Here is a 19,016-nt window from a genome sequence, read left to right on the forward strand (position 1 = left end):
CTACTCCTTTATCACAGAATCGATATACATTTGCGGATCCATTAAATATTCTCCCATCCATTCTACAGGAGGATAAAACCATTCAGCACCAACACCTAAGAGTACAGTGATGGAGAGAAGTACAGCGATCGGCCATATCATCTTACCAGCAGCTGCGCTGCGTTCAGGGTGTGGCGGAGCGTCTGTCTTTTCTCCCCAAAATCCTCTGATAAAAATGCGGATCATAGAGAATAAAATAAGCAGACTGGATACAAGTGATGCGATAACAACCATAATTTCTTCGTTCGCTAAACCACCTTGAATCAGAAGCAGCTTTCCTACAAAACCACTAAATGGGGGAATGCCGGCCAATACTAATGTAGAAACAAACATGAGCCATCCAAGCGTAGGATAGTGGTGAATAAGACCATTCATCTTTCTTAAATCAGATGTTCCTGCCACATAGGCGATAGCACCAACTAGAAGGAATAAAGCTCCTTTAATAACCATGTCATTAATTAAATAATAGATTGTACCACTTAGTGATACTTCCGAGAAGATCCCAATACCCATCATCATAAATCCAACAGCCGGGATGATATTATAAGCGACAATGAGCTTAATATTATGAGTGGATAAAGCACCGATAACTCCGAAAATCATGGTAAACGCCGCAAGATAGATGAAAATCGTATGAGTGATATCTACTTCCCCGACAAAGATAAGGGTAAATACTCTTAAAATGGAATAGATACCGACTTTGGTAAGCAGCGCACCGAACAAAGCTGACACTACCGGATTGGGTACAATATAAGGCCTTGGCAGCCAATAGTATAATGGAAAAACGGCAGCTTTAGTAGCAAATACAAAGAAGAACAATATCGCAATCGTCGTAAGGACTCCTTGTTGTTCAACTTCCTGAACTCGTTGAGACACTTGAGCCATGTTTACTGAACCTACAACCGAATAAAGAAAAGCGATGGTTGTAACAAATAACATAGAAGAAAACAGATTGATCAGTACATACTTTAAAGATTCACGAAGCTGTGCTTTTCCGTTTCCTAATACAATAAGTCCGTAAGATGCCATGAGTAGCACTTCAAAGAAAACGAACAGGTTAAATAAGTCACCTGTTAGAAAGGCTCCGCTGACCCCTGAAATGAGCATAAAGAAAAAACTGTAGAAGTAAAACGATTCCTGCTGTTCAGTTAATGATTTAGGTGCATAAAACACACAAGCAGTAGCTATTACGTTAGTAGTTAATACTAATGTTAACGCTATAAGATCTCCTACAATTACGATACCAAATGGTGCCTCATAACTACCTGTTTCTAACACAACCGTACCATTATTAGAAACCAAGTATAACATAACACCAGCTAAAACTAAGTTAAGAACAGCAAAAACCTGTGATAGAGGTCTTACTATTCGTTTTTTATTGTTTAGAAAGGCCGCAATAATTCCAGCGATTAACGGCCATATAATCGTTAAAGCTAATAAATTACTCATAGTCGTTACCCCTCAGTTGCTCCATATTGTCTGTGCCATTTATCTTTGCAGCTCTATAAGCTAACACTAACAGCAGGCTTGTAACTCCAAAGCTGATAACGATGGACGTAAGAATTAAAGCTTGAGGAAGAGGGTCTGTGTATTGTTCAATTCCATCCGTTAAGATAGGAGGCGCCCCTCTTTTTAATTCTCCCATCGTTAATATAAATAAGTGAGCCCCGTGAGAAATTAGGGCAGTACCTATAACAATTCGGAGCAGTTGTTTCTGGAGGAGGTTATATACGCCAGTCATAAATAATATTCCGGCAAGAGTGGCCATAACTAATTCCATGTTTTACTCCTCCTTTTTCTTTCCGCGTAATCGAATTAATGAGAAGATCGCCATCGCTGCAATACCTAGTACAGCGATCTCAAATAGGGTATCTAATCCACGAAAGTCCACTAGTATGACGTTTACAATATTATCTCCACCACCTAATTTATAGGAATTATCTACGAAATAACTCGACATCGATTCAAACATCTTGGAACTGTGAGAAGAGATGGCAACCATCGTCATTAATAACCCGAACGCTACAGAAATGATGATGTTAAGAGATTTAGTCATTGAGGACTCGTTTGTTTTCTCTAGCTTAGGCAAATGATAAAACACAAGTAAAAATAAGCCTACAGTAACTGTTTCAACAATTAGCTGTGTTAAAGCAAGGTCAGGAGCTCGATAAACGACAAAGAGCATGGCTAAGCCGTACCCGACAACACCTAAGATGAGGATCGCTGCAATACGATTTTTCGATACAATTGTACCGAAAGCTGCAATAACCATCACTACAGCAATGAGAAGTTCATGGACAGTAACATCTGATAAATTACTTGTGTCTACTGTAAACCCGCCTGTGAAGGCCATAACACCAAAAGTTACAATTAGTATCGCAGCCAGTATTAAACGAACATAACGGCCTAATGAGCCGTTCATATATCCATTGGTAATAAAAGTTGAGTATCTCTCTGTACGGTCTACAAGCCCATCGTAAAACTTATTTAAACTTAAAACTCCTGGTACGACATTATAAATCGATGCCCATTTAGGACGGACTAAAAATAAAATTGTACCGAATACAACCACTGTCATAGACATAATGAAAGCTGGAGAGATCCCATGCCAAAAGTAAATGTCCTTTGCAATTTCCGCTCCCCCTATAGCAGAGGCAGCATGTTCAACAAAAGGCTTATTAATCAAGTCAGGAATTAAACCAATTACAATTACTCCCACTACTAAAATCATAGGTGATACAAGCATTCCGATTGGAGCTTCATGTGGCTTTTTAGGTAATTCTTCAACATTGCTCTTTCCTCTAAATGTGCCAAAGAAGAAGTACATGGAGTAAACGAAAGTAAAGATGCTCCCGAATACAGCCAGGTAAGGGAATAATGATTGTAGTAAAGCAGTAATGCCTGCAACAGATCCATCTAAATTATATACGGCTTCAAAAAACATTTCTTTACTATAGAAACCATTGAAGATCGGTAAAGGTGCTCCAGCCATTGAGAATGAGGCTACTAATGCTAATGTAGCCGTAATTGGTAAGAAGGTCATTAAGCCGCCTAAGCGCCTAATATCTCGTGACCCTGTCTCATGATCCACGATGCCAGCTACCATGAAAAGGCTGCCTTTAAAGGTCGCGTGGTTAAGAATGTGAAACGCAGCTGCAAATATAGCAAGTTCAGTACCGAATCCAAGCATTGCCATGATCATACCAAGCTGACTGATGGTAGAGAATGCTAAGATTGCTTTTAAGTCTGTTTGCCGCACGGCCATATAGGAACCCCAGCATAATGTAAAGATACCTACTGTTGAGACAATAATGAAAAACCATTCGGATACTGAAAGCATTGGAAAGAAGCGGGCAACTAAGAATATGCCGGCTTTAACCATTGTGGCAGAGTGTAAATAAGCACTAACTGGAGTTGGAGCTTCCATAGCGTCCGGCAGCCAAATGTGAAATGGAAACTGAGCTGACTTAGTGAAAGCCCCTAACAAAACAAGACCTAGAATCAGAGGAAAGAATTCATGATTTAAAATTAATTCCTGTTGACTCATCATTTCTTGAATACTTGCCGTACCAGTGATGACACTCATATAAACTAAGCCGCCAAGTAAACTAAGTCCACCAAAGACAGTAATCAACATGGACTTTAACGCTCCATAACGTGACCCTTCTCGATGGTTCCAAAATCCAATAAGCAAGAAGGACGAAAGCGATGTGAACTCCCAGAATGTATACAATACAAATACATTGTCAGAAAGTACAACGCCTAGCATAGATCCCATAAACAATAAGAAGTACACATAAAAATGTCCCAGCTGCTCCGATTTATGTAAATAATAGATCGAATAAAAAGCAACTAGGGAGCCTATACCACTAATGAGTAATACAAACAATAAGCTCAATCCATCAAGATAAAAAAGTATATTCATATCTAGTGATGGAATCCAGGAATATTCTCTTTGCACAGGCTCGAATCCTGGTCCTATAAATCGAATAAAATAAATAAATATCACAACGGGTACTGCTGTGACGAAAAATCCTGTGTGAAGTTTATTTTTCCATTTGCTTAATAATGGAATGAAAATTGCAATAATAAAAGGCAATAATACAGCCAGTAGCATCTGGTTGTTCCTCCCTCGGCCTAAGTTCATCGTAATAGTTGGTTCACTCAATTGTAATCAAAAATTAGTCGAATATTCAACTGAATACTATTATAAACATAATTATTGTTTCCGGTTTCAACGGAATATATAAATATGAAGAAAGACGTCGTAATCATTTTTAAAAAATCTCAATAAAAAAACGCCAATCATAACATTGACGTTGTACAGGAGGTAGGTTTTCCTAATAATGGTACTAACCTACACGAAAATTCGAACGGTCTAATAGATGGTAGAGCTTTCTCTCGATGATTTCGCTTTCTATTTGTTTAATGAACTCGCGTGAAAGATTGAGTTGTATGGCTTTGTGGTAAGATTGTATTAATAGGGTATCAGATAATTGTTTCATCTTCCTCTGCCGAATGGCAGCCACCTCCTGAGTATTTAGGAATTGGAAGTTTTATTACTATTTCACCATATCACGGGAGGCTCATAGCTACAATAACCCCTTTATCAACAGCAGTTTGTAGATAACTCAGCTTGAATAACCATCAAATTCCTGTAGGTATCGTCACTTTTTCATGTGGAATGTGTGTATAAAGTTATCCACAGGTCTGGTCTGTCGCGATTTGTCGAACGATTTTTGGAATATCTGCGATAATTATAGGATTATTTTGAAACGTCGTCTTTTTTTGTTTATGATAGGTAAGGAGATTTTGTCGTGAAGGGTGGAATAAGGTTAATGTTAAAAAAATTTTTGCCAAATGAACATGTCGAGAGTGTCCATGATATTAACCCTCTCGTTTTAAAGGATAAAGGTATAAAAGGTGTAATTACGGATTTAGACAATACACTAGTGGCATGGGATGCCCCGGATGCTACGGAAGAGATCGTTGAATGGTTTCAACGTATGAATAAGCATGGTATTCAAGTTATAATAGCTTCTAATAATAATGAGAAACGTGTGAAACTTTTTTCTGAGCCTCTAGATACGACATTTATCCATAGTGCTAGAAAACCTCTTTCAAAAGCTTTTAAGAAAGCACAAAAAGAAATGAATGTTAAGAAAGAAGAACTTGTAGTAGTGGGAGATCAAATTATGACTGATGTTCTCGGTGGGAATTTAGCAGGTATTCATACGATATTAGTTGTTCCTATTGTAGAAACAGACGGATTCTTCACTAAATTTAATCGTAAAATCGAACGCAGAATTCTTAAATGGATGAAGCGTAAAGGGAAGATCAATTGGGAGGAAAATTAATGGAAGGTATTAAATGTCAAGGGTGCGGAGTAGAGATTCAAACTTCTGAACCTAAGAAGCCTGGCTATGCGCCAAAATCCGCACTTGAGAGAGAAGATGTTATATGTAAGCGGTGCTTTCGTTTAAAACATTATAACGAGGTTCAGGATGTTCCGTATCAAGACGAAGAATTTCTAAACATGTTAAATCAAATAAGTAAAAGCCGTGGTCTGATCGTACAGTTAGTTGATATTTTTGATTTAAGCGGCAGCTTTATTCCCGGTCTGCAAAGATTAACCGGTAATAACCCGATTCTTTTAGTCGGAAATAAAATGGATGTACTTCCACAGTCAGTAAACTCGAATAAATTAAAACAATGGCTTAGATTTACCGCCAAAGAGTATGGATTAAAAGTTGAAGATGTCCACTTGATTTCCGCTCAAAAGGGAACGGGAATGGAAGAACTATCTCAGGCAATTGATAAGCATCGTAAAGGTGAAAATGTCTATGTAGTTGGTACCACAAATGTAGGGAAGTCAACGTTTATTAATCAGCTTATCCATCAAAGTTCTGGAGTAACGAATGTCATTACAACATCATATTTTCCAGGAACCACGCTTGGATTTATTGATATTCCTTTAGATCATTCAACTTCACTTTATGATACACCAGGAGTTATTCACCGTCATCAAATGGCACATTATGTGTCAGACCGAGACTTAAAGCAAATCACACCTAGAAAAGAAGTAAAACCAAAAGTGTACCAATTGAATGAAGGTCAAACGCTGTTTTTTGGTGGATTAGCTAGACTAGATTTCACTTCCGGGGAGAGAAGTTCTTTTATTTGTTATCTTTCCAACGAAATGGAAATCCATCGTACGAAGCTTGAAAAAGCAGATGATCTTTATAAACATCATTTAGGCGAGCTTCTCACGCCTCCGGACGAAGAAACGATGAAAGAACTTCCACCGCTTAAAGCTCATGATTTTAAAATACCTGGCGAAAAAACGGATATTGTTTTCTCGGGTTTAGGATGGGTTACTGTACCACAAGGGGAAGTATCAGTTACAGTTCATGCCCCAGAGGGTGTAAAAGTCTCATTACGCCAATCTTTAATTTAGGAGGTTGTGTATGCTGCGTTTAGGGTTAATAGGTTATCCGATTGCTCATTCTTTGTCACCTTGGATTCATACAAGACTGATGAAGGACCAGCAAATGGAAGGCACTTACGAGTTATTTGAAATCGATCCTGAAAATTTTAAAACAGAGATTGTTGAATTGAAAGCTAAGAATTTAGATGGATTTAACGTTACTGTCCCATATAAAGAGCGAATCATTGAGTATTTAGATGACATCGATGAAGCTGCACGATTTTTAGGGGCGGTAAATACAGTGAAAGTAAAAGATGGCAAATGGATTGGATATAACACTGATGGGATTGGTTATGTTACTTCTATTGAGAATCGGTACCCTGACACCTTGAAAGAAACGAGTAAAGTTCTCATATTAGGAAGTGGCGGTGCCGCTCGGGGAATTTATTATTCCTTTTTGCAGAGGGGTGTAAGAAGAGTTGATGTTGCCAATCGTACCGTTGCTAAAGCAGATCAAATGATCAGTGAACTTAAGGGCGGAGATTTTTCTCAACCATTAAGTATAGAAGAAGCTGAGCATAATATAGATAACTACGATATTGTCGTACAAACTTCTTCTGTAGGTATGTCACCCAATGATCAGCAATCTATAGTAAGTGTGAGCCGTAACCTGCGAGGAGCCTTATTTAGTGATATAGTATATCGTCCTAAAATGACTGTTTTTTTAACACAAGCCCAGTCAATGGGGGCAGATCTTCATTTCGGGTATGAGATGTTACTGCATCAAGCCATTTATGCTTTTAAAATTTGGACGGGTACTAATCCGGAAACTGAAAACATAATGAAAGATTTTGAACGAAAGTTGGAAGGGGAATAGAATGTTAACTAGTAAAGAGAAAAAGTATCTGCGAAAACAATCTCACCATATTCAGCCGATTTTCCAAGTAGGAAAAGGTGGAGTAAATGAGAATATGACGGCTCAAATTTCTGAAGCCCTTGAGAAGAGGGAATTGATTAAAGTCAGCATATTGCAAAATAATTTCGAAGATAATCACGAAGTAGCTAATGAGATTTCAGCTCAAACTGATGCTGAAATTGTCCAAGTGATAGGGAATACGGTTATTTTATATAAAGAATCTAAGAATAACAAACAAATCGAACTGCCTTAAAGGAGAAAGGGTATCATGAAGATTGGTTTGCTGGGAGGGACGTTTGATCCTCCTCATTTAGGACATCTAATTATGGCTGAACATGTTCTTGAAGCTATGCATTTGGACGAAGTGTGGTTTGTTCCTTCTCATGTCCCTCCACATAAACAGGAATCAGCACTCGTTGCAGAAGACCGCTTAAGAATGGTTGAACGAGCGATTGAGGAGAATCCTCAGTTTTCAGTGTCTACCGTTGAATTGGAAAGAGAAGGGAAATCATTTACCATTGATACAATGAAGCAATTGCAGAACCAGTATCCGTCCTATGATTTTTGCTTTATTATAGGGGGAGACATGGTTCAACATCTAGATCGCTGGCACCGTATAGATGAATTGCAAGAGCTTGTCCAATTTATTGGAGTTGGAAGAGAAGGTTATCAATTAGATTCAAGCAGAGGTGTGAAATTGATTGATATTCCGCGTATAGACATTTCTTCATCTATGATTAGGAAGCGGTTAGCTAAAGGGAAGTCGATCAGATATTTAGTGACACATCAAGTTTACGAGTATATAAAGGAGCATTCATTATATGTATCAAACTCGTGAGGATTTATTAGAATTTGTACGACCTCACCTTAAACAATCACGCTTTGAGCATACCGTTAGAGTGACGGACACAGCTGTAAAGCTCGCTGAAAGATATGGGGCAGATGTGGAAAAAGCAGAAGTAGCTTCTATTTTGCATGATTTTGCAAAGCACAAGCCTAAAGAAGAATTAAAGAGTTGGATTTTACGTGAAGAAAAGCTGAATAATGATTTATTAAGTTACCATCATGAATTATGGCATGGTCCGGTAGGAGCGTTCATGCTTAAAGATGAGTTGCAAATTCAAGATGAAGAAATATTGTCAGCTATTGCAGCTCATACTACAGGTAAAAAGGATATGACCCTTTTGGATAAAGTTGTTTTTTTGGCTGATTATATAGAACCTGGTCGAAATTTTGAAGGGGTAGAGGAAGTAAGAGAAATTGCTGAAAATAATTTGAATGAAGCTTGTCTTCAATCTCTTGTTAATACCGTCCAATTTTTAACGAATAATAAAAGAACGGTTTATCCTGATACCATTCATGCATATAATGCATTAGTATAAATAAGCTGCGTTAACAATAATATGGGAGGAATAACATGGATAGTAAAGAGTTAGTGACAATTGCTGCTAAAGCATGCGATGAAAAACGCGCGAACGATATTGTCGTATTGGATATGGCTGACGTATCGCTGGTAGCTGATTATTTCTTGATTTGTGAAGGTTCGAATGAACGACAAGTACAAGCAATTGCTAGAGAAGTAAAGGAACAAGCGGAAGAGAATGGTATTGAAGTTAAAAGAATGGAAGGTTTTGATAAAGCGCGTTGGATCCTGGTTGATCTAAATGGAGTGGTATGTCACATTTTTCATAAAGATGAACGCCACTATTACAACCTTGAAAGACTTTGGGGCGACGCTGCTTCCATTTCCGTAGAAGGAATTCAAGGTTGAGTTACCACCGAATGGCTGAAGTGTATGACCGCTTAATGGAAGACGCGCCCTACACAGATTGGGTAAGTTGGACGAAAGAAGTCATGGCTCAACATCACCCTGCGGCAAATAAAATACTTGACTTAGGCTGTGGCACAGGAGAAATTACCACGAGACTTGCTGACAGCTACCAAATGACTGGCGTCGACTTATCAGAGGATATGCTTGCGATCGCAGCAAATAAAGATAAGCATCATCAGATTCAATGGTTATTACAGGACATCTCTCAACTGAATGGTTTATCGGATTACGATGCTGTTATTAGCTTTTGCGATGTGATGAATTATATAGTAAAAGAAGAGCAATTATTATCCGTATTTAAAAATGCTTATACCGCTTTACAATCAAATGGCTTATTTTTATTTGACGTTCATTCAATGGAACACATCGCAAATGACCTGATAGATCAGACGTTTGCTGAAGTATATGATGATTTATCCTATATATGGTTCTGTGATCAAGGTGAAGAGCAAGGTACAGTTGAGCACGACTTAACCTTTTTCGTGAAAAACGGGGAAGTTTTTGAACGTTTTGATGAAACTCATTATCAAAAGGGTTATTCGATAGACTTTTTGAAAGAGCAGTTACGACAAGTTGGATTTAACATCTTAGCTATACATTCAGATTTTAGTTATGAATCATCGATCGAAGGAGATCGGCTATTCTTTATATGTCAAAAAGTGTAGGAGGTGGCAGTAAGCCACCTTCGTTTTTTTTTGCAGGAAAATAAGGATAAATGTCGAATACTTTACCTATAGTTTAATGGATAATTTATCTCTGTAGTGTTTGTAATGAGTAGCTTGATACATCGCTAGAAAGGCATCATCAATGTTTTCTTCTAAAGCCACTAATCCCTCTCCAGTCACCCCACCCTTCACGGTCACCTTCTTAATTAATTCTGGAAAACTGTAAATTTTTTTATCTAAAAGAGCTGCTAATCCTATAATCATTTCCTCCATTAAAACCGTGGCTTTGTCTTCTGAAATTCCCCCAATCTTATGAGCCGAATCAATCATATTTTCAATTAGAAATCCAAGGAATGCTGGGCCGCATGAAACAATATCAGAAGCTACTCGTATATGTTCTTCTTCAATTTCAACAGGTTTAGAAAAAAATTCAAAAGTCGATAATAATTCTTTTTTAAAGGCTTCAGTTATATTATCTCCAAATGTAAATAAACTCACGCCAGCGTGGGCCCTGTTGGTTATAGAAGGGACGATACGAACGACTTGACTGCTCACGGCTTTTTCAAGGTCTGCTACAGAAACAGGACTAGTAATTGAAACTAAACATTGTGAAGAGGATAACGTTAAATCTTCAATAACAGCCTCGTAATGATGAGGTTTTACACAAATGAAGATAATATCACTAGTATTTCCTAACTCCTTAATGGAAGGAGCAATAGCAAGTTCAGAAAACTCGTTTTTTAATTCCTGGGCTTTAGCTGGGGTTCGATTGTAAATGGCAATATTATTCGCACGAACTGCTCCGCTTGAAATAAAGGCATGTGTGAGCATGCTCCCCATATTTCCCGTACCTATAATGCCGTATTTCATGGGAATCTCCTCCTTATCGTTTACCTAATTACTTTATTCACGTCATTTTAAATTATGAAGGGAAGTTGAGGCCTGTTGATTTTTTTAAAAAAATATGGATGGATTAGCCTGATCATATTTATATTTATGTTACTTATGTTTATTAACCTTAATCAGGAAGGTGTTGTACAGGTTGAAGAGGCGCTAACTGCTGAAAAAGGAGAGAAGCCTGCAATCGTGAAAAATGAATCAAAAGGTGTTCCTTCTGCTGGTCTTGTGGTGGATGTAAAAGGTGAAGTTATGCATCCAGGAATTTATGAAATGGGAGAAGGGGAAAGAGTAAATGAAGCCATTCAATTAGCTGGGGGATTAACTGAAAAAGCTGATGAGACGAGTGTCAACTTAGCTGAGAAAGTACAGGATGAAATGGTGATTTTAGTCACTAAAGAAGCAGAAGAAATGACGCCGGTTGAATCTGTAGAAAGATCTTCAATTGCGCCTGCAAAAGTGCGAATTAATTATGCTGCGTCGGAAGAAATTCAAACCTTGCCTGGAATAGGACCATCAAAAGCTGATGCCATCGTTCAATATCGGGACGAAAACGGATTATTTAAAGATACTGAGTCACTTTTAAATGTAACTGGGATTGGCGATAAAACGTTGGAAACGTTAGAAGAGCACATCCAGATTCCGTAAAAGGGTTTGTTGACGAGCATTCTTAGTCAGAGTACACTTGAAAAAATAGCGAAAGAAAAGGAGTCAGTAGGATGGAGAGAATATCTTGGGATCATTATTTTATGGCACAAAGTTATTTATTAAAAACACGCAGTACATGCCAACGGCTTGCAGTCGGTGCTGTCATCATCAGGGACAAACGCATGATTGCAGGAGGCTATAATGGAAGTGTCAGTGGCGGGGTTCATTGTATAGATGAAGGATGTTACGTCATAGATGGACATTGTGTACGGACGATTCACGCTGAAATGAATGCTTTACTGCAATGCTCTAAATTCGGTGTAGCTACTGAGGGTGCTGAGATATATGTGACACATTTCCCTTGCTTACACTGTACTAAAGCCATTATTCAAGCAGGTATTCAAGCGGTTTATTATAGTGAAGATTATCGTAATCATCCATATGCGATTCAGTTATTAGAGAATGCTAATGTTAAAATAATTAAAGTAGAACATACGATTGGAACAGCTGAGGAGTCGCTGGAAAAAGCGCAATTTGTAGACGAGCTTATTGAACAGCTAGAAAATAGCAATACTAATGATGAGAAAGTAACCGTATTAAAAGAACGTGCAAATCAATTATTTCATGCCCCATTTCAAAAAACGTATGAAAGGTAACTTACATCTTTTGGTATTTGCGTTTCTGTTTGGCAGCTTATTTACTATTCTTGATAGGTTAACAAGCCTATTGTTTCTAACAATATTTTTGTTTTGGTTGTTTAAAATTCACTACTGGAAATGGAGAGGAGGTTTCATACTCTTTTTCATTTTCGGTTTTATTTTGTATCTTCCTTCGAATCCCACTTCTGAAAGTAATGAACAAGATGTAGACCTCACAGGTAAAATCATTTCCCCCATAACACAAACAGATTCCACCATCCGAGTTCTATTTGAACATACCTCGTCTAATGAAACATCTATCCTTCAGTATTATAAGCGTGAGAAAACGAATGAAGATGTCATTTCCCAGTTAAAGTATGGTTCCTACTGTGAAGTAAACGGCATATACCGATCTCCCGAAACATCACGAAATCCTGGGCAGTTCAATTACCGTAATTATTTAGCTCATCAAGGAATTTATTCTGAAATCCTCCTCGACTCACCTCACCATCTATCTTGCCAGGGTTCCTCATTTTTAAACTATTTTTACCAGGCGCGACATTCCATTATTGAGCATGTAGAACGGACGATTGAAGAAGAAGCATTTATATGGGCTGCTGCGTTAGTCTTTGGGGACAGCAGTCTAATGAGTGATGAAATCATGAAGTGGTTTAGAGATTTTAATCTTTCTCATTTATTGGCGATCTCTGGGTTGCACGTAGGGTTATTTATTGGAGCACTATCTTTCGTTTTGTTTCGAAGCGGTGTAACAACGTTTGAGCAAACGAGATGGACCTTATTAATGATCATCCCTCTCTATTGCTTTATAGCCGGAGCTGAACCTTCTGTGTTACGAGCATCTTTTATGGCCATCATTCTGATCTTGCTTAGCATTGTTAGAATAAAAATAAACATGACTGATTTAATTTCTTTGATTGCGCTAGGTATTCTTTTCTTAAAACCCACTTACCTATTTCATTTAGGCTTTCAATTTTCATTTCTTGTTACTTTTGCTTTATTATTATCTATTCCTCTGTTTAGGAGTCAGCATCCTCTAGTTATTTCGGCTATTATTAGTTTAGTGAGTCAATTAGCAATTCTTCCTATCCAGCTTTATCATTTTTATGAATTTAATCCCCTCTCTTTATTCTTAAATTTACTCCTTGTTCCTTATTTTTCTTTCTTTGTCATCCCTCTTACTTTAATCATTGTATTCCTTTGTTTGATTCTTCCTTCGATAGCGAGCGAATTATCTTCTATTTTTCTCAAAGCCCACGAGTTTCTGCTGAGGGGCATCATGATTTTGAGCAGTGAATTGAATATTCAATGGGTAATAGGTCAGCTGCCGATAATTTTGGGCGTTCTTTATTTCGTAGCTTTTATTTTTATGATGATAAACTGGAACGAAGATCATTTGCAAAGAGCTTTTTTCTCAGGTGCCCTGCTTGTCAGTCTTTTGGTTGCTTTTTGCTTACTTCCTTACGTTAGCCCATTTGGTAAAGTTACGATGCTCGACGTAGGGCAAGGGGACACCTTTGTAATAGAACTGCCTTATCGGAGAGGAGTGATCATGATCGATGCTGCAGGTCCTTCTTTGTATACAAATAATCCCTCAAGCACTGCAGACTATATTATAGAACCTTTTTTAAAGTCTAATGGCTTGAAAAAGATTGATGCTTTAATTGTTTCTCATAATGATCAAGATCATAGCGGAAGTGTGGAATACCTTGAGTCCTCCTTTAATATTGAAGGAATATACGTTAGTCCTTACTATGATAAAGAACTCAAAACCAAACGAATAGTGAAAGAAGGAGATGCTTTAGTTTTTTCAGATTATACTTTCTATATTCTGCACCCTGGCGATGATCATGAAGATTCAAATGAAAATTCCTTAGTCATTTATACGGAGTTAGGTGGGTTGAGATGGGTATTTACAGGAGATATTTCAAAACAGATAGAAAATAAATTAATGAAAACTTATCCTGAATTAAGAGCAGATGTCTTGAAGATCAGTCATCATGGGAGCCATACCTCTACAGCTCCTAATTGGTTAAAGCACCTTAATCCAGAGGTTGCGTTAATTTCGGTTGGTCGCGAAAACAGTTACGGCCATCCGCATGCAGAGGTTATTGAATCCATTGAAGAACAAGGAAGTGTCATTTTCCGTACAGACAAGCATGGAGGTGTGAGGTTTTTATTTAGAGATGATAATGGAACGTTTTCGACTCAATTGACGTATAATGCGGAAAGAAATTAAAAAAGACTGCTTACATTAAGCAGCCTTTCATCTTCATTATGGATTATTGTCCAATAACTGAGAATAATACGCCTATCCCAAAAATGACGAAGAAGAAAACAAATGAAGCGACAAAACCGATGCCAGAATCAATGACGTCATTTGTTTTAGATTGAATATCTTTCTTAAATTCATTCATGGTTACCCCTCCTATATCATTTTCCATTATAAGTGATAAATGATTAAAAATCCACATGCTTTGTAAGTGATCCTCTATTCGCTTTTTCATTGCCTCTTCTAGCAAGACTTGTCAAAGATAATTCTCCCCTAAACGGTCACACTATACTCATGAGGGAGACAACATCGTTTGCTTTTATAGCGTCCGGGGCTATAAAAGTGACGTTTATATAGATGCTTGCGGTGGTGATGTTTTGACAGATGTGATAGTTAAACCATAAAATAGTATCACGAAAACATCCCTAATAAGGGACACCACCGCATCTTTTTTTACCAGGGGAAAGGGAGTCAAATTGTGGCTAAACAGATTTACTTATTATACGGAGCCGAAGATTATTTAATACAAAATCATAAAAAGAAAATCATTGAAAAGACGCTTGTACCCGAGGACCGTGAATTTAATATTTCTCAATATGATTTAGAAGAAACACCAATTGAAGATGTAATTACAGACGCTGAAACTTTTCCTTTTTTAGGGGACAATAAAGTCGTCATTGCTTATAACCCAGTATTTCTAAAAGCTAAACCAGAGCCATTAGCTTTTGAACACGATGTTGATTCGCTCATTCGTTACATAGAAAACCCACCAGAATATAGTGTGCTTCTTTTAATCGCACCTTATGAAAAAGTAGATGAGAGGAAAAAGGTATTTAAGCAATTAAAGAAACATGCTGAGGTGCACTCACTACAATCTGTAAAAGAGTGGGATATTGATAAGTGGATCCAATCCATTGCAAGAGATTTAAGTATAACAATTCCAGAATCCATCCATGAGCTCTTTGCACAAGAAGTGGGGACAAACTTGCTTGCCCTACGTAATGAAATGGAAAAGCTAGCTTTAAATGTTGGAGAAGGTGGAGTAGTTACTCGTGAATTAGCAGAAGATTTACTATCCCATAGCGCGGAAACATCAGGGTTAAAAATGGTGGATGCAGTAATGGAAAAGAACTTAGGCAAAGCCATCATGCTTTTTAAAGATTTATTGAAAGCGAACGAGGAGCCTATATCCTTAGTTGCTTTATTGGCTTCTCAGTTTAGGATTATAAGTCAGGTTAAAACATTAAAGCAAAAAGGATATGCTCAAAATCAAATGCGGGATTATGTGAAAGCTCACCCTTTTGTCATAAAAATGGCTTTAAAGAGGGAGAGAGCTTTCACAACAGAGGAGCTCAACCACATTATTCAGGAATTAGCGGAGACAGATTTAATGATGAAACAGGGGCTGATGGAAAAAGAGTTAGCTTTTGAAATGCTGCTTTACAAGTTGATTCACATTAAACAAAATGGTTCCTTCGATCAAGCAACTAGTTATGTATAAAAAGCCTTCAAGCAGATCATGCTTGAAGGCTTTTTTGTGTAGATAAAAAACGATCCTTTAGTAAGGATCGTCTGTTGGTCATAAAAAACGTAACACATTAAAGCGCGTTAACTTTTTTAGATAAACGAGACTTCGTACGATTCCCGTTGTTTTTGTGAAGGGCACCGCGTTGCACAGCTTTGTCAATTTTCTTAACGGCTGTAGCTAGTGCTTCTTTAGCTTGGTCTGCTTCTTTGCTTGCTGCTAACTTCTCTACACGCTTAACTGCCGAACGCATATCAGATTTGAAAGCAGCGTTAAGAGCGCGAGCATCATGGTTAACACGTACACGTTTCTTAGCTGATTTAATATTAGGCATGGTTTCACCTCCTAGGTAAAAACATCAAACTCGTTCATATCGAACAAGAGTCATTTTACCAAAGCGTCCGTGTGTTTTCAATAGGTTTCCTTTGAACATTTGCATAGTAACGATAATCAAAGGAAAAGTTATTCTTAAGGAGGTCTGAAAACATGTCAAATCAGGAAGAATTTTCGGTGCGTACGGATTTAGCTTTAGAAGCACAAGAAATGAACGTACATCCAGAGGAAGATCGTAGTCAATCCGAAGATGGGGTGACTGTTAACGAAGAGAAATTTGAAGATATTACCCTAACTTATGTGAAAGTGGATAAAGCAGGTGCGGAGCGAATCGGTAAAAAAGCTGGGAGCTATATTACGCTTGAGTCGCTTGCTATTCGCAAGCAGGATACTGATATGCAAGTGAGACTGGCAACTTGTCTTTCAAGACAATTAAAAAAGGTTTTGGAGGCTTTAGGCATTAAAGAGTCGGATCGTTGTTTAATAGTAGGGCTAGGGAATCATAACGTAACACCAGATGCCATTGGACCGCTTGTTATGAACGAAGTTGTTGTAACAAGTCACTTGTTTGAACTTCACCCTGAAACAGTGGCAAAAGGGTATCGTCCTGTATCGGCTGTCTCTCCGGGGGTTATGGGAGTTACGGGGATTGAAACAAGTGATATGATTCACGGGATTATCCATGAGATTAATCCAGACTTCGTCATTGCCGTTGACGCCCTGGCTTCTAGATCCATTGATAGAATTAACGCTACGATCCAAATTTCAGATACAGGCATACATCCAGGTTCAGGTGTAGGGAATAAGCGTAAAGAAATTAGTAAGGAAACGTATGGTATACCAGTTATCTCGATAGGAGTACCTACCGTAGTCGACGCAGTTACAATAACAAACGATAGTATCGACTATATATTAAAACACTTTGGGAGAGAGTGGCAGGAAAAAGATAGACCATCGAATGCTCTATCACCTTCTATGAACCCCTTCGAAAGAAAAACGCTCACCGAAGAAGATATGCCCGGAGAGAATGAGCGTAAAGCTGTTCTCGGCATGCTTGGCCAATTAGGGGTCGAAGAGAAAAAGCAATTAATAAAAGAAGTGTTAACTCCTTTAGGTCATAATTTAATGGTTACGCCTAAAGAAGTTGATGCTTTTGTTCACGATATGGCTAACGTCATCGCTTCTGGTATTAATAGTGCTTTACATGAAGAAATAGAAGAAGGCGAATCTTCGTCATATACGAGATTCTGATCTCTTTAAGAGAACTCGTTCTATTATAATTCTCCCTGACATAGGATTTACTAGAGTCCATGTTAGGGGGAATAGAACGATGGGATCTATTCAAAAATTCAGGAAAAGAAATCCAAATATATTTCAGAAATGGTCGATTTTATTAGCTGGTGCTATCATCATTATTTTACTGTTATTTCTAGGGATTGGTCTTCTCACAGGGGCTAAGACTACATACAAATTATACTCTTCAACCATACAAAACTTTACAACTCAAATAGATGGAGAGGCTTTTATCCATTTGTTTGAAATGGAAAACCGCAAATTTGCTGATGCCCACCCTGAGGGGTCGAAACTACCTAGTATCTCTACACTTTCCTTTCAGTTGTTAACCAATGTGAAGCCGCATGATCTAAGGAGTTTGTTAGGAAGGGAGATACCGGGGTTATCATCATATAACAGTGAAATTGTAATAGCCGGGGAAGGGACGGACTATACTACGCTGCCGGTTGAATCAGAAGCTCCAGTGGATGTCGTGCAGAAGGATAGGGAAGCAAAAGATGCGGAACAAGATGAACAAGAGAGTGAAGAAGAAAAAGAACCTCAAGAAGGGATGACTGATCCAAAAGTCTTTATTTACCATACGCATAATAGAGAATCATTTTTACCGCACTTACCTGATAATACCCCTGCTGCAGAAGCTTTTCACGGTGAAGTTAATATTACATTAGTTGGGAAGAGGTTAGCAGAAACGTTAGAAAGAAATGGAATTGGATCCTCTGTGGACTTCACAGATATGTCCGCTGTCCTTAAAGATAAAAACATGGAATACCACCAGTCTTATGATGCCGCACGTACCGTAGTGGAAAGTGCCATAGCAGAAACAAAAACCTTTACTTATTTCTTTGATCTTCATAGAGATAGTCTTCCTCGTGATGTAACGACAGTAGAAATCGATGGCAAGAATTACGCGAGAACGATTTTTGTTATAGGAGCAGAGCATAGCCAATATGAAAAGAATCTGAAGCTGGCTACAGAGCTGCATGAGCGCCTTGAAAAAGAGTTTCCAGGTCTAAGTCGTGGTGTTATTACGAAGAAAGGGTCTGGAGTCGACGGAGTATATAATCAAGATTTGGATCCAAATGCCAGCTTGATTGAATTTGGTGGTGTGGAAAACAACTTAGATGAGCTTTATCGTTCAGCAGAAGCAGTAGGCGAGGTGTTTAGTGAGTATTATTGGCAAGCTGAAGAAGTTTCTGAGAACGAGTAAAGGGAGGGATTACTTTGAAGATCCTGGTGCTCATTATGTGCGGATTGTTTCTCTTTGTAGGGGGATCACTTTATGGAATTAAACATGATACTCAAGGTGAACCGGTCCAAGAAGCTGTAAATAAAGAGACAGAAATAACCAAGGAAGATAAAGCTTGTGGTTCCAATAAATATAGTGAAGATCCACCATTCATTGCTGAAGTGGCTGATGGTCTTGGTGAAGGCGTCAGTCACGGATTTGATTTCATATTGCTATTACTGTATTCCTTTGTTGGTTCAAGCTAACCTTGAATTTATGGACTATTGAT

Annotated in this window: 22 protein-coding genes; 15 read left to right on the forward strand and 7 right to left on the reverse strand. The window is 38.1% G+C overall.

Annotated elements, in window-relative coordinates; translation table 11 throughout:
• The 4 genes from IEV27_RS01155 to IEV27_RS01170 form a co-directional block, all read right to left on the reverse strand.
• Entirely contained in the window at positions 1 to 1,488 is a 1,488-nt protein-coding gene (locus IEV27_RS01155; protein ID WP_188375626.1) for a Na+/H+ antiporter subunit D, read from the reverse strand.
• Complete coding sequence (locus IEV27_RS01160) at positions 1,481 to 1,819, reverse strand: Na(+)/H(+) antiporter subunit C (RefSeq protein WP_188375627.1); 339 nt, start codon at positions 1,817 to 1,819, stop codon at positions 1,481 to 1,483. Before IEV27_RS01160 ends, IEV27_RS01155 begins: the two co-directional genes overlap by 8 nt.
• 3 nt (positions 1,820 to 1,822) lie before the next feature.
• Positions 1,823 to 4,156 carry a Na+/H+ antiporter subunit A gene (locus tag IEV27_RS01165; protein WP_188375628.1) on the reverse strand — a complete coding sequence of 778 codons (2,334 nt, stop codon included), beginning with the start codon at positions 4,154 to 4,156 and terminating at the stop codon, positions 1,823 to 1,825.
• Positions 4,157 to 4,391: 235 nt separating this feature from the next.
• Positions 4,392 to 4,544, reverse strand: coding sequence for a sporulation histidine kinase inhibitor Sda (locus IEV27_RS01170; protein ID WP_188375629.1), 153 nt, complete (start codon positions 4,542 to 4,544; stop codon positions 4,392 to 4,394).
• Positions 4,545 to 4,877: 333 nt separating this feature from the next.
• Here IEV27_RS01170 and IEV27_RS01175 point away from each other — a divergent pair, with 333 nt between their 5' ends.
• Genes IEV27_RS01175 through IEV27_RS01210 form a run of 8 tightly spaced genes read left to right on the forward strand, consistent with a single transcriptional unit; the run spans position 4,878 to position 9,878 of the window.
• Positions 4,878 to 5,396 (forward strand): YqeG family HAD IIIA-type phosphatase, encoded by a 519-nt coding sequence (locus tag IEV27_RS01175; RefSeq protein WP_188375630.1) that lies wholly within the window; start codon positions 4,878 to 4,880, stop codon positions 5,394 to 5,396.
• A complete protein-coding gene (gene yqeH / locus IEV27_RS01180) occupies positions 5,396 to 6,496 on the forward strand; it encodes a ribosome biogenesis GTPase YqeH (RefSeq protein WP_188375631.1) in 1,101 nt (366 codons plus the stop codon). The genes IEV27_RS01175 and yqeH overlap by 1 nt, the downstream gene beginning before the upstream one ends.
• Before the next feature lie 10 nt (positions 6,497 to 6,506).
• Complete coding sequence (aroE, locus tag IEV27_RS01185) at positions 6,507 to 7,343, forward strand: shikimate dehydrogenase (RefSeq protein ID WP_188375632.1); 837 nt, start codon at positions 6,507 to 6,509, stop codon at positions 7,341 to 7,343.
• A 1-nt stretch (position 7,344) separates the two neighbouring features.
• On the forward strand, positions 7,345 to 7,635 hold the full coding sequence (gene yhbY, locus IEV27_RS01190; RefSeq protein WP_188375633.1) for a ribosome assembly RNA-binding protein YhbY: 291 nt from the start codon (positions 7,345 to 7,347) through the stop codon (positions 7,633 to 7,635).
• 15 nt (positions 7,636 to 7,650) lie between these two features.
• Positions 7,651 to 8,220, forward strand: a complete 570-nt coding sequence (locus IEV27_RS01195) for a nicotinate-nucleotide adenylyltransferase (RefSeq protein ID WP_245345279.1) — start codon at positions 7,651 to 7,653, stop codon at positions 8,218 to 8,220.
• Entirely contained in the window at positions 8,204 to 8,764 is a 561-nt protein-coding gene (gene yqeK / locus IEV27_RS01200; RefSeq protein WP_188375634.1) for a bis(5'-nucleosyl)-tetraphosphatase (symmetrical) YqeK, read from the forward strand. The genes IEV27_RS01195 and yqeK overlap by 17 nt, the downstream gene beginning before the upstream one ends.
• A gap of 35 nt (positions 8,765 to 8,799) precedes the next feature.
• Complete coding sequence (gene rsfS / locus IEV27_RS01205) at positions 8,800 to 9,153, forward strand: ribosome silencing factor (RefSeq protein ID WP_188375635.1); 354 nt, start codon at positions 8,800 to 8,802, stop codon at positions 9,151 to 9,153.
• Positions 9,150 to 9,878 carry a class I SAM-dependent DNA methyltransferase gene (locus IEV27_RS01210; RefSeq protein ID WP_188375636.1) on the forward strand — a complete coding sequence of 243 codons (729 nt, stop codon included), beginning with the start codon at positions 9,150 to 9,152 and terminating at the stop codon, positions 9,876 to 9,878. The genes rsfS and IEV27_RS01210 overlap by 4 nt, the downstream gene beginning before the upstream one ends.
• A 66-nt stretch (positions 9,879 to 9,944) precedes the next feature.
• Here IEV27_RS01210 and comER read toward each other — a convergent pair whose 3' ends face one another.
• Complete coding sequence (comER, locus tag IEV27_RS01215) at positions 9,945 to 10,748, reverse strand: late competence protein ComER (RefSeq protein ID WP_188375637.1); 804 nt, start codon at positions 10,746 to 10,748, stop codon at positions 9,945 to 9,947.
• 75 nt (positions 10,749 to 10,823) lie between these two features.
• Here comER and IEV27_RS01220 point away from each other — a divergent pair, with 75 nt between their 5' ends.
• The 3 genes from IEV27_RS01220 (at position 10,824) to IEV27_RS01230 (ending at position 14,318) form a co-directional block, all read left to right on the forward strand.
• Positions 10,824 to 11,423 (forward strand): helix-hairpin-helix domain-containing protein, encoded by a 600-nt coding sequence (locus tag IEV27_RS01220; RefSeq protein ID WP_188375638.1) that lies wholly within the window; start codon positions 10,824 to 10,826, stop codon positions 11,421 to 11,423.
• A gap of 71 nt (positions 11,424 to 11,494) precedes the next feature.
• Positions 11,495 to 12,079, forward strand: a complete 585-nt coding sequence (locus tag IEV27_RS01225) for a ComE operon protein 2 (RefSeq protein WP_188375639.1) — start codon at positions 11,495 to 11,497, stop codon at positions 12,077 to 12,079.
• 70 nt (positions 12,080 to 12,149) lie between these two features.
• Positions 12,150 to 14,318 carry a DNA internalization-related competence protein ComEC/Rec2 gene (locus IEV27_RS01230; protein WP_188375640.1) on the forward strand — a complete coding sequence of 723 codons (2,169 nt, stop codon included), beginning with the start codon at positions 12,150 to 12,152 and terminating at the stop codon, positions 14,316 to 14,318.
• Positions 14,319 to 14,361: 43 nt separating this feature from the next.
• Here IEV27_RS01230 and IEV27_RS01235 read toward each other — a convergent pair whose 3' ends face one another.
• Complete coding sequence (locus IEV27_RS01235; RefSeq protein ID WP_188375641.1) at positions 14,362 to 14,496, reverse strand: YqzM family protein; 135 nt, start codon at positions 14,494 to 14,496, stop codon at positions 14,362 to 14,364.
• 333 nt (positions 14,497 to 14,829) lie between these two features.
• Between IEV27_RS01235 and holA the strand changes: the two genes are divergently transcribed.
• On the forward strand, positions 14,830 to 15,852 hold the full coding sequence (gene holA, locus IEV27_RS01240; RefSeq protein ID WP_229734785.1) for a DNA polymerase III subunit delta: 1,023 nt from the start codon (positions 14,830 to 14,832) through the stop codon (positions 15,850 to 15,852).
• Positions 15,853 to 15,949: 97 nt separating this feature from the next.
• On the opposite strand, the gene rpsT is transcribed toward holA, so the two are convergent.
• The gene (gene rpsT / locus IEV27_RS01245; RefSeq protein ID WP_188375642.1) at positions 15,950 to 16,210 is read right to left on the reverse strand and encodes a 30S ribosomal protein S20; all 261 of its coding nucleotides are present in this window, start codon (positions 16,208 to 16,210) and stop codon (positions 15,950 to 15,952) included.
• A gap of 152 nt (positions 16,211 to 16,362) precedes the next feature.
• Between rpsT and gpr the strand changes: the two genes are divergently transcribed.
• The 3 genes from gpr (at position 16,363) to IEV27_RS01260 (ending at position 18,993) form a co-directional block, all read left to right on the forward strand.
• Positions 16,363 to 17,460 (forward strand): GPR endopeptidase, encoded by a 1,098-nt coding sequence (gene gpr, locus IEV27_RS01250; protein ID WP_188375643.1) that lies wholly within the window; start codon positions 16,363 to 16,365, stop codon positions 17,458 to 17,460.
• Positions 17,461 to 17,539: 79 nt separating this feature from the next.
• A complete protein-coding gene (gene spoIIP, locus IEV27_RS01255) occupies positions 17,540 to 18,709 on the forward strand; it encodes a stage II sporulation protein P (protein ID WP_188375644.1) in 1,170 nt (389 codons plus the stop codon).
• 14 nt (positions 18,710 to 18,723) lie between these two features.
• Positions 18,724 to 18,993, forward strand: a complete 270-nt coding sequence (locus IEV27_RS01260) for a hypothetical protein (RefSeq protein WP_188375645.1) — start codon at positions 18,724 to 18,726, stop codon at positions 18,991 to 18,993.
• The last annotated feature ends 23 nt before the right edge of the window (positions 18,994 to 19,016 follow it).

The organism is Halobacillus andaensis, assembly GCF_014636475.1.
GTDB lineage: Bacteria > Bacillota > Bacilli > Bacillales > Halobacillaceae > Halobacillus_A > Halobacillus_A andaensis.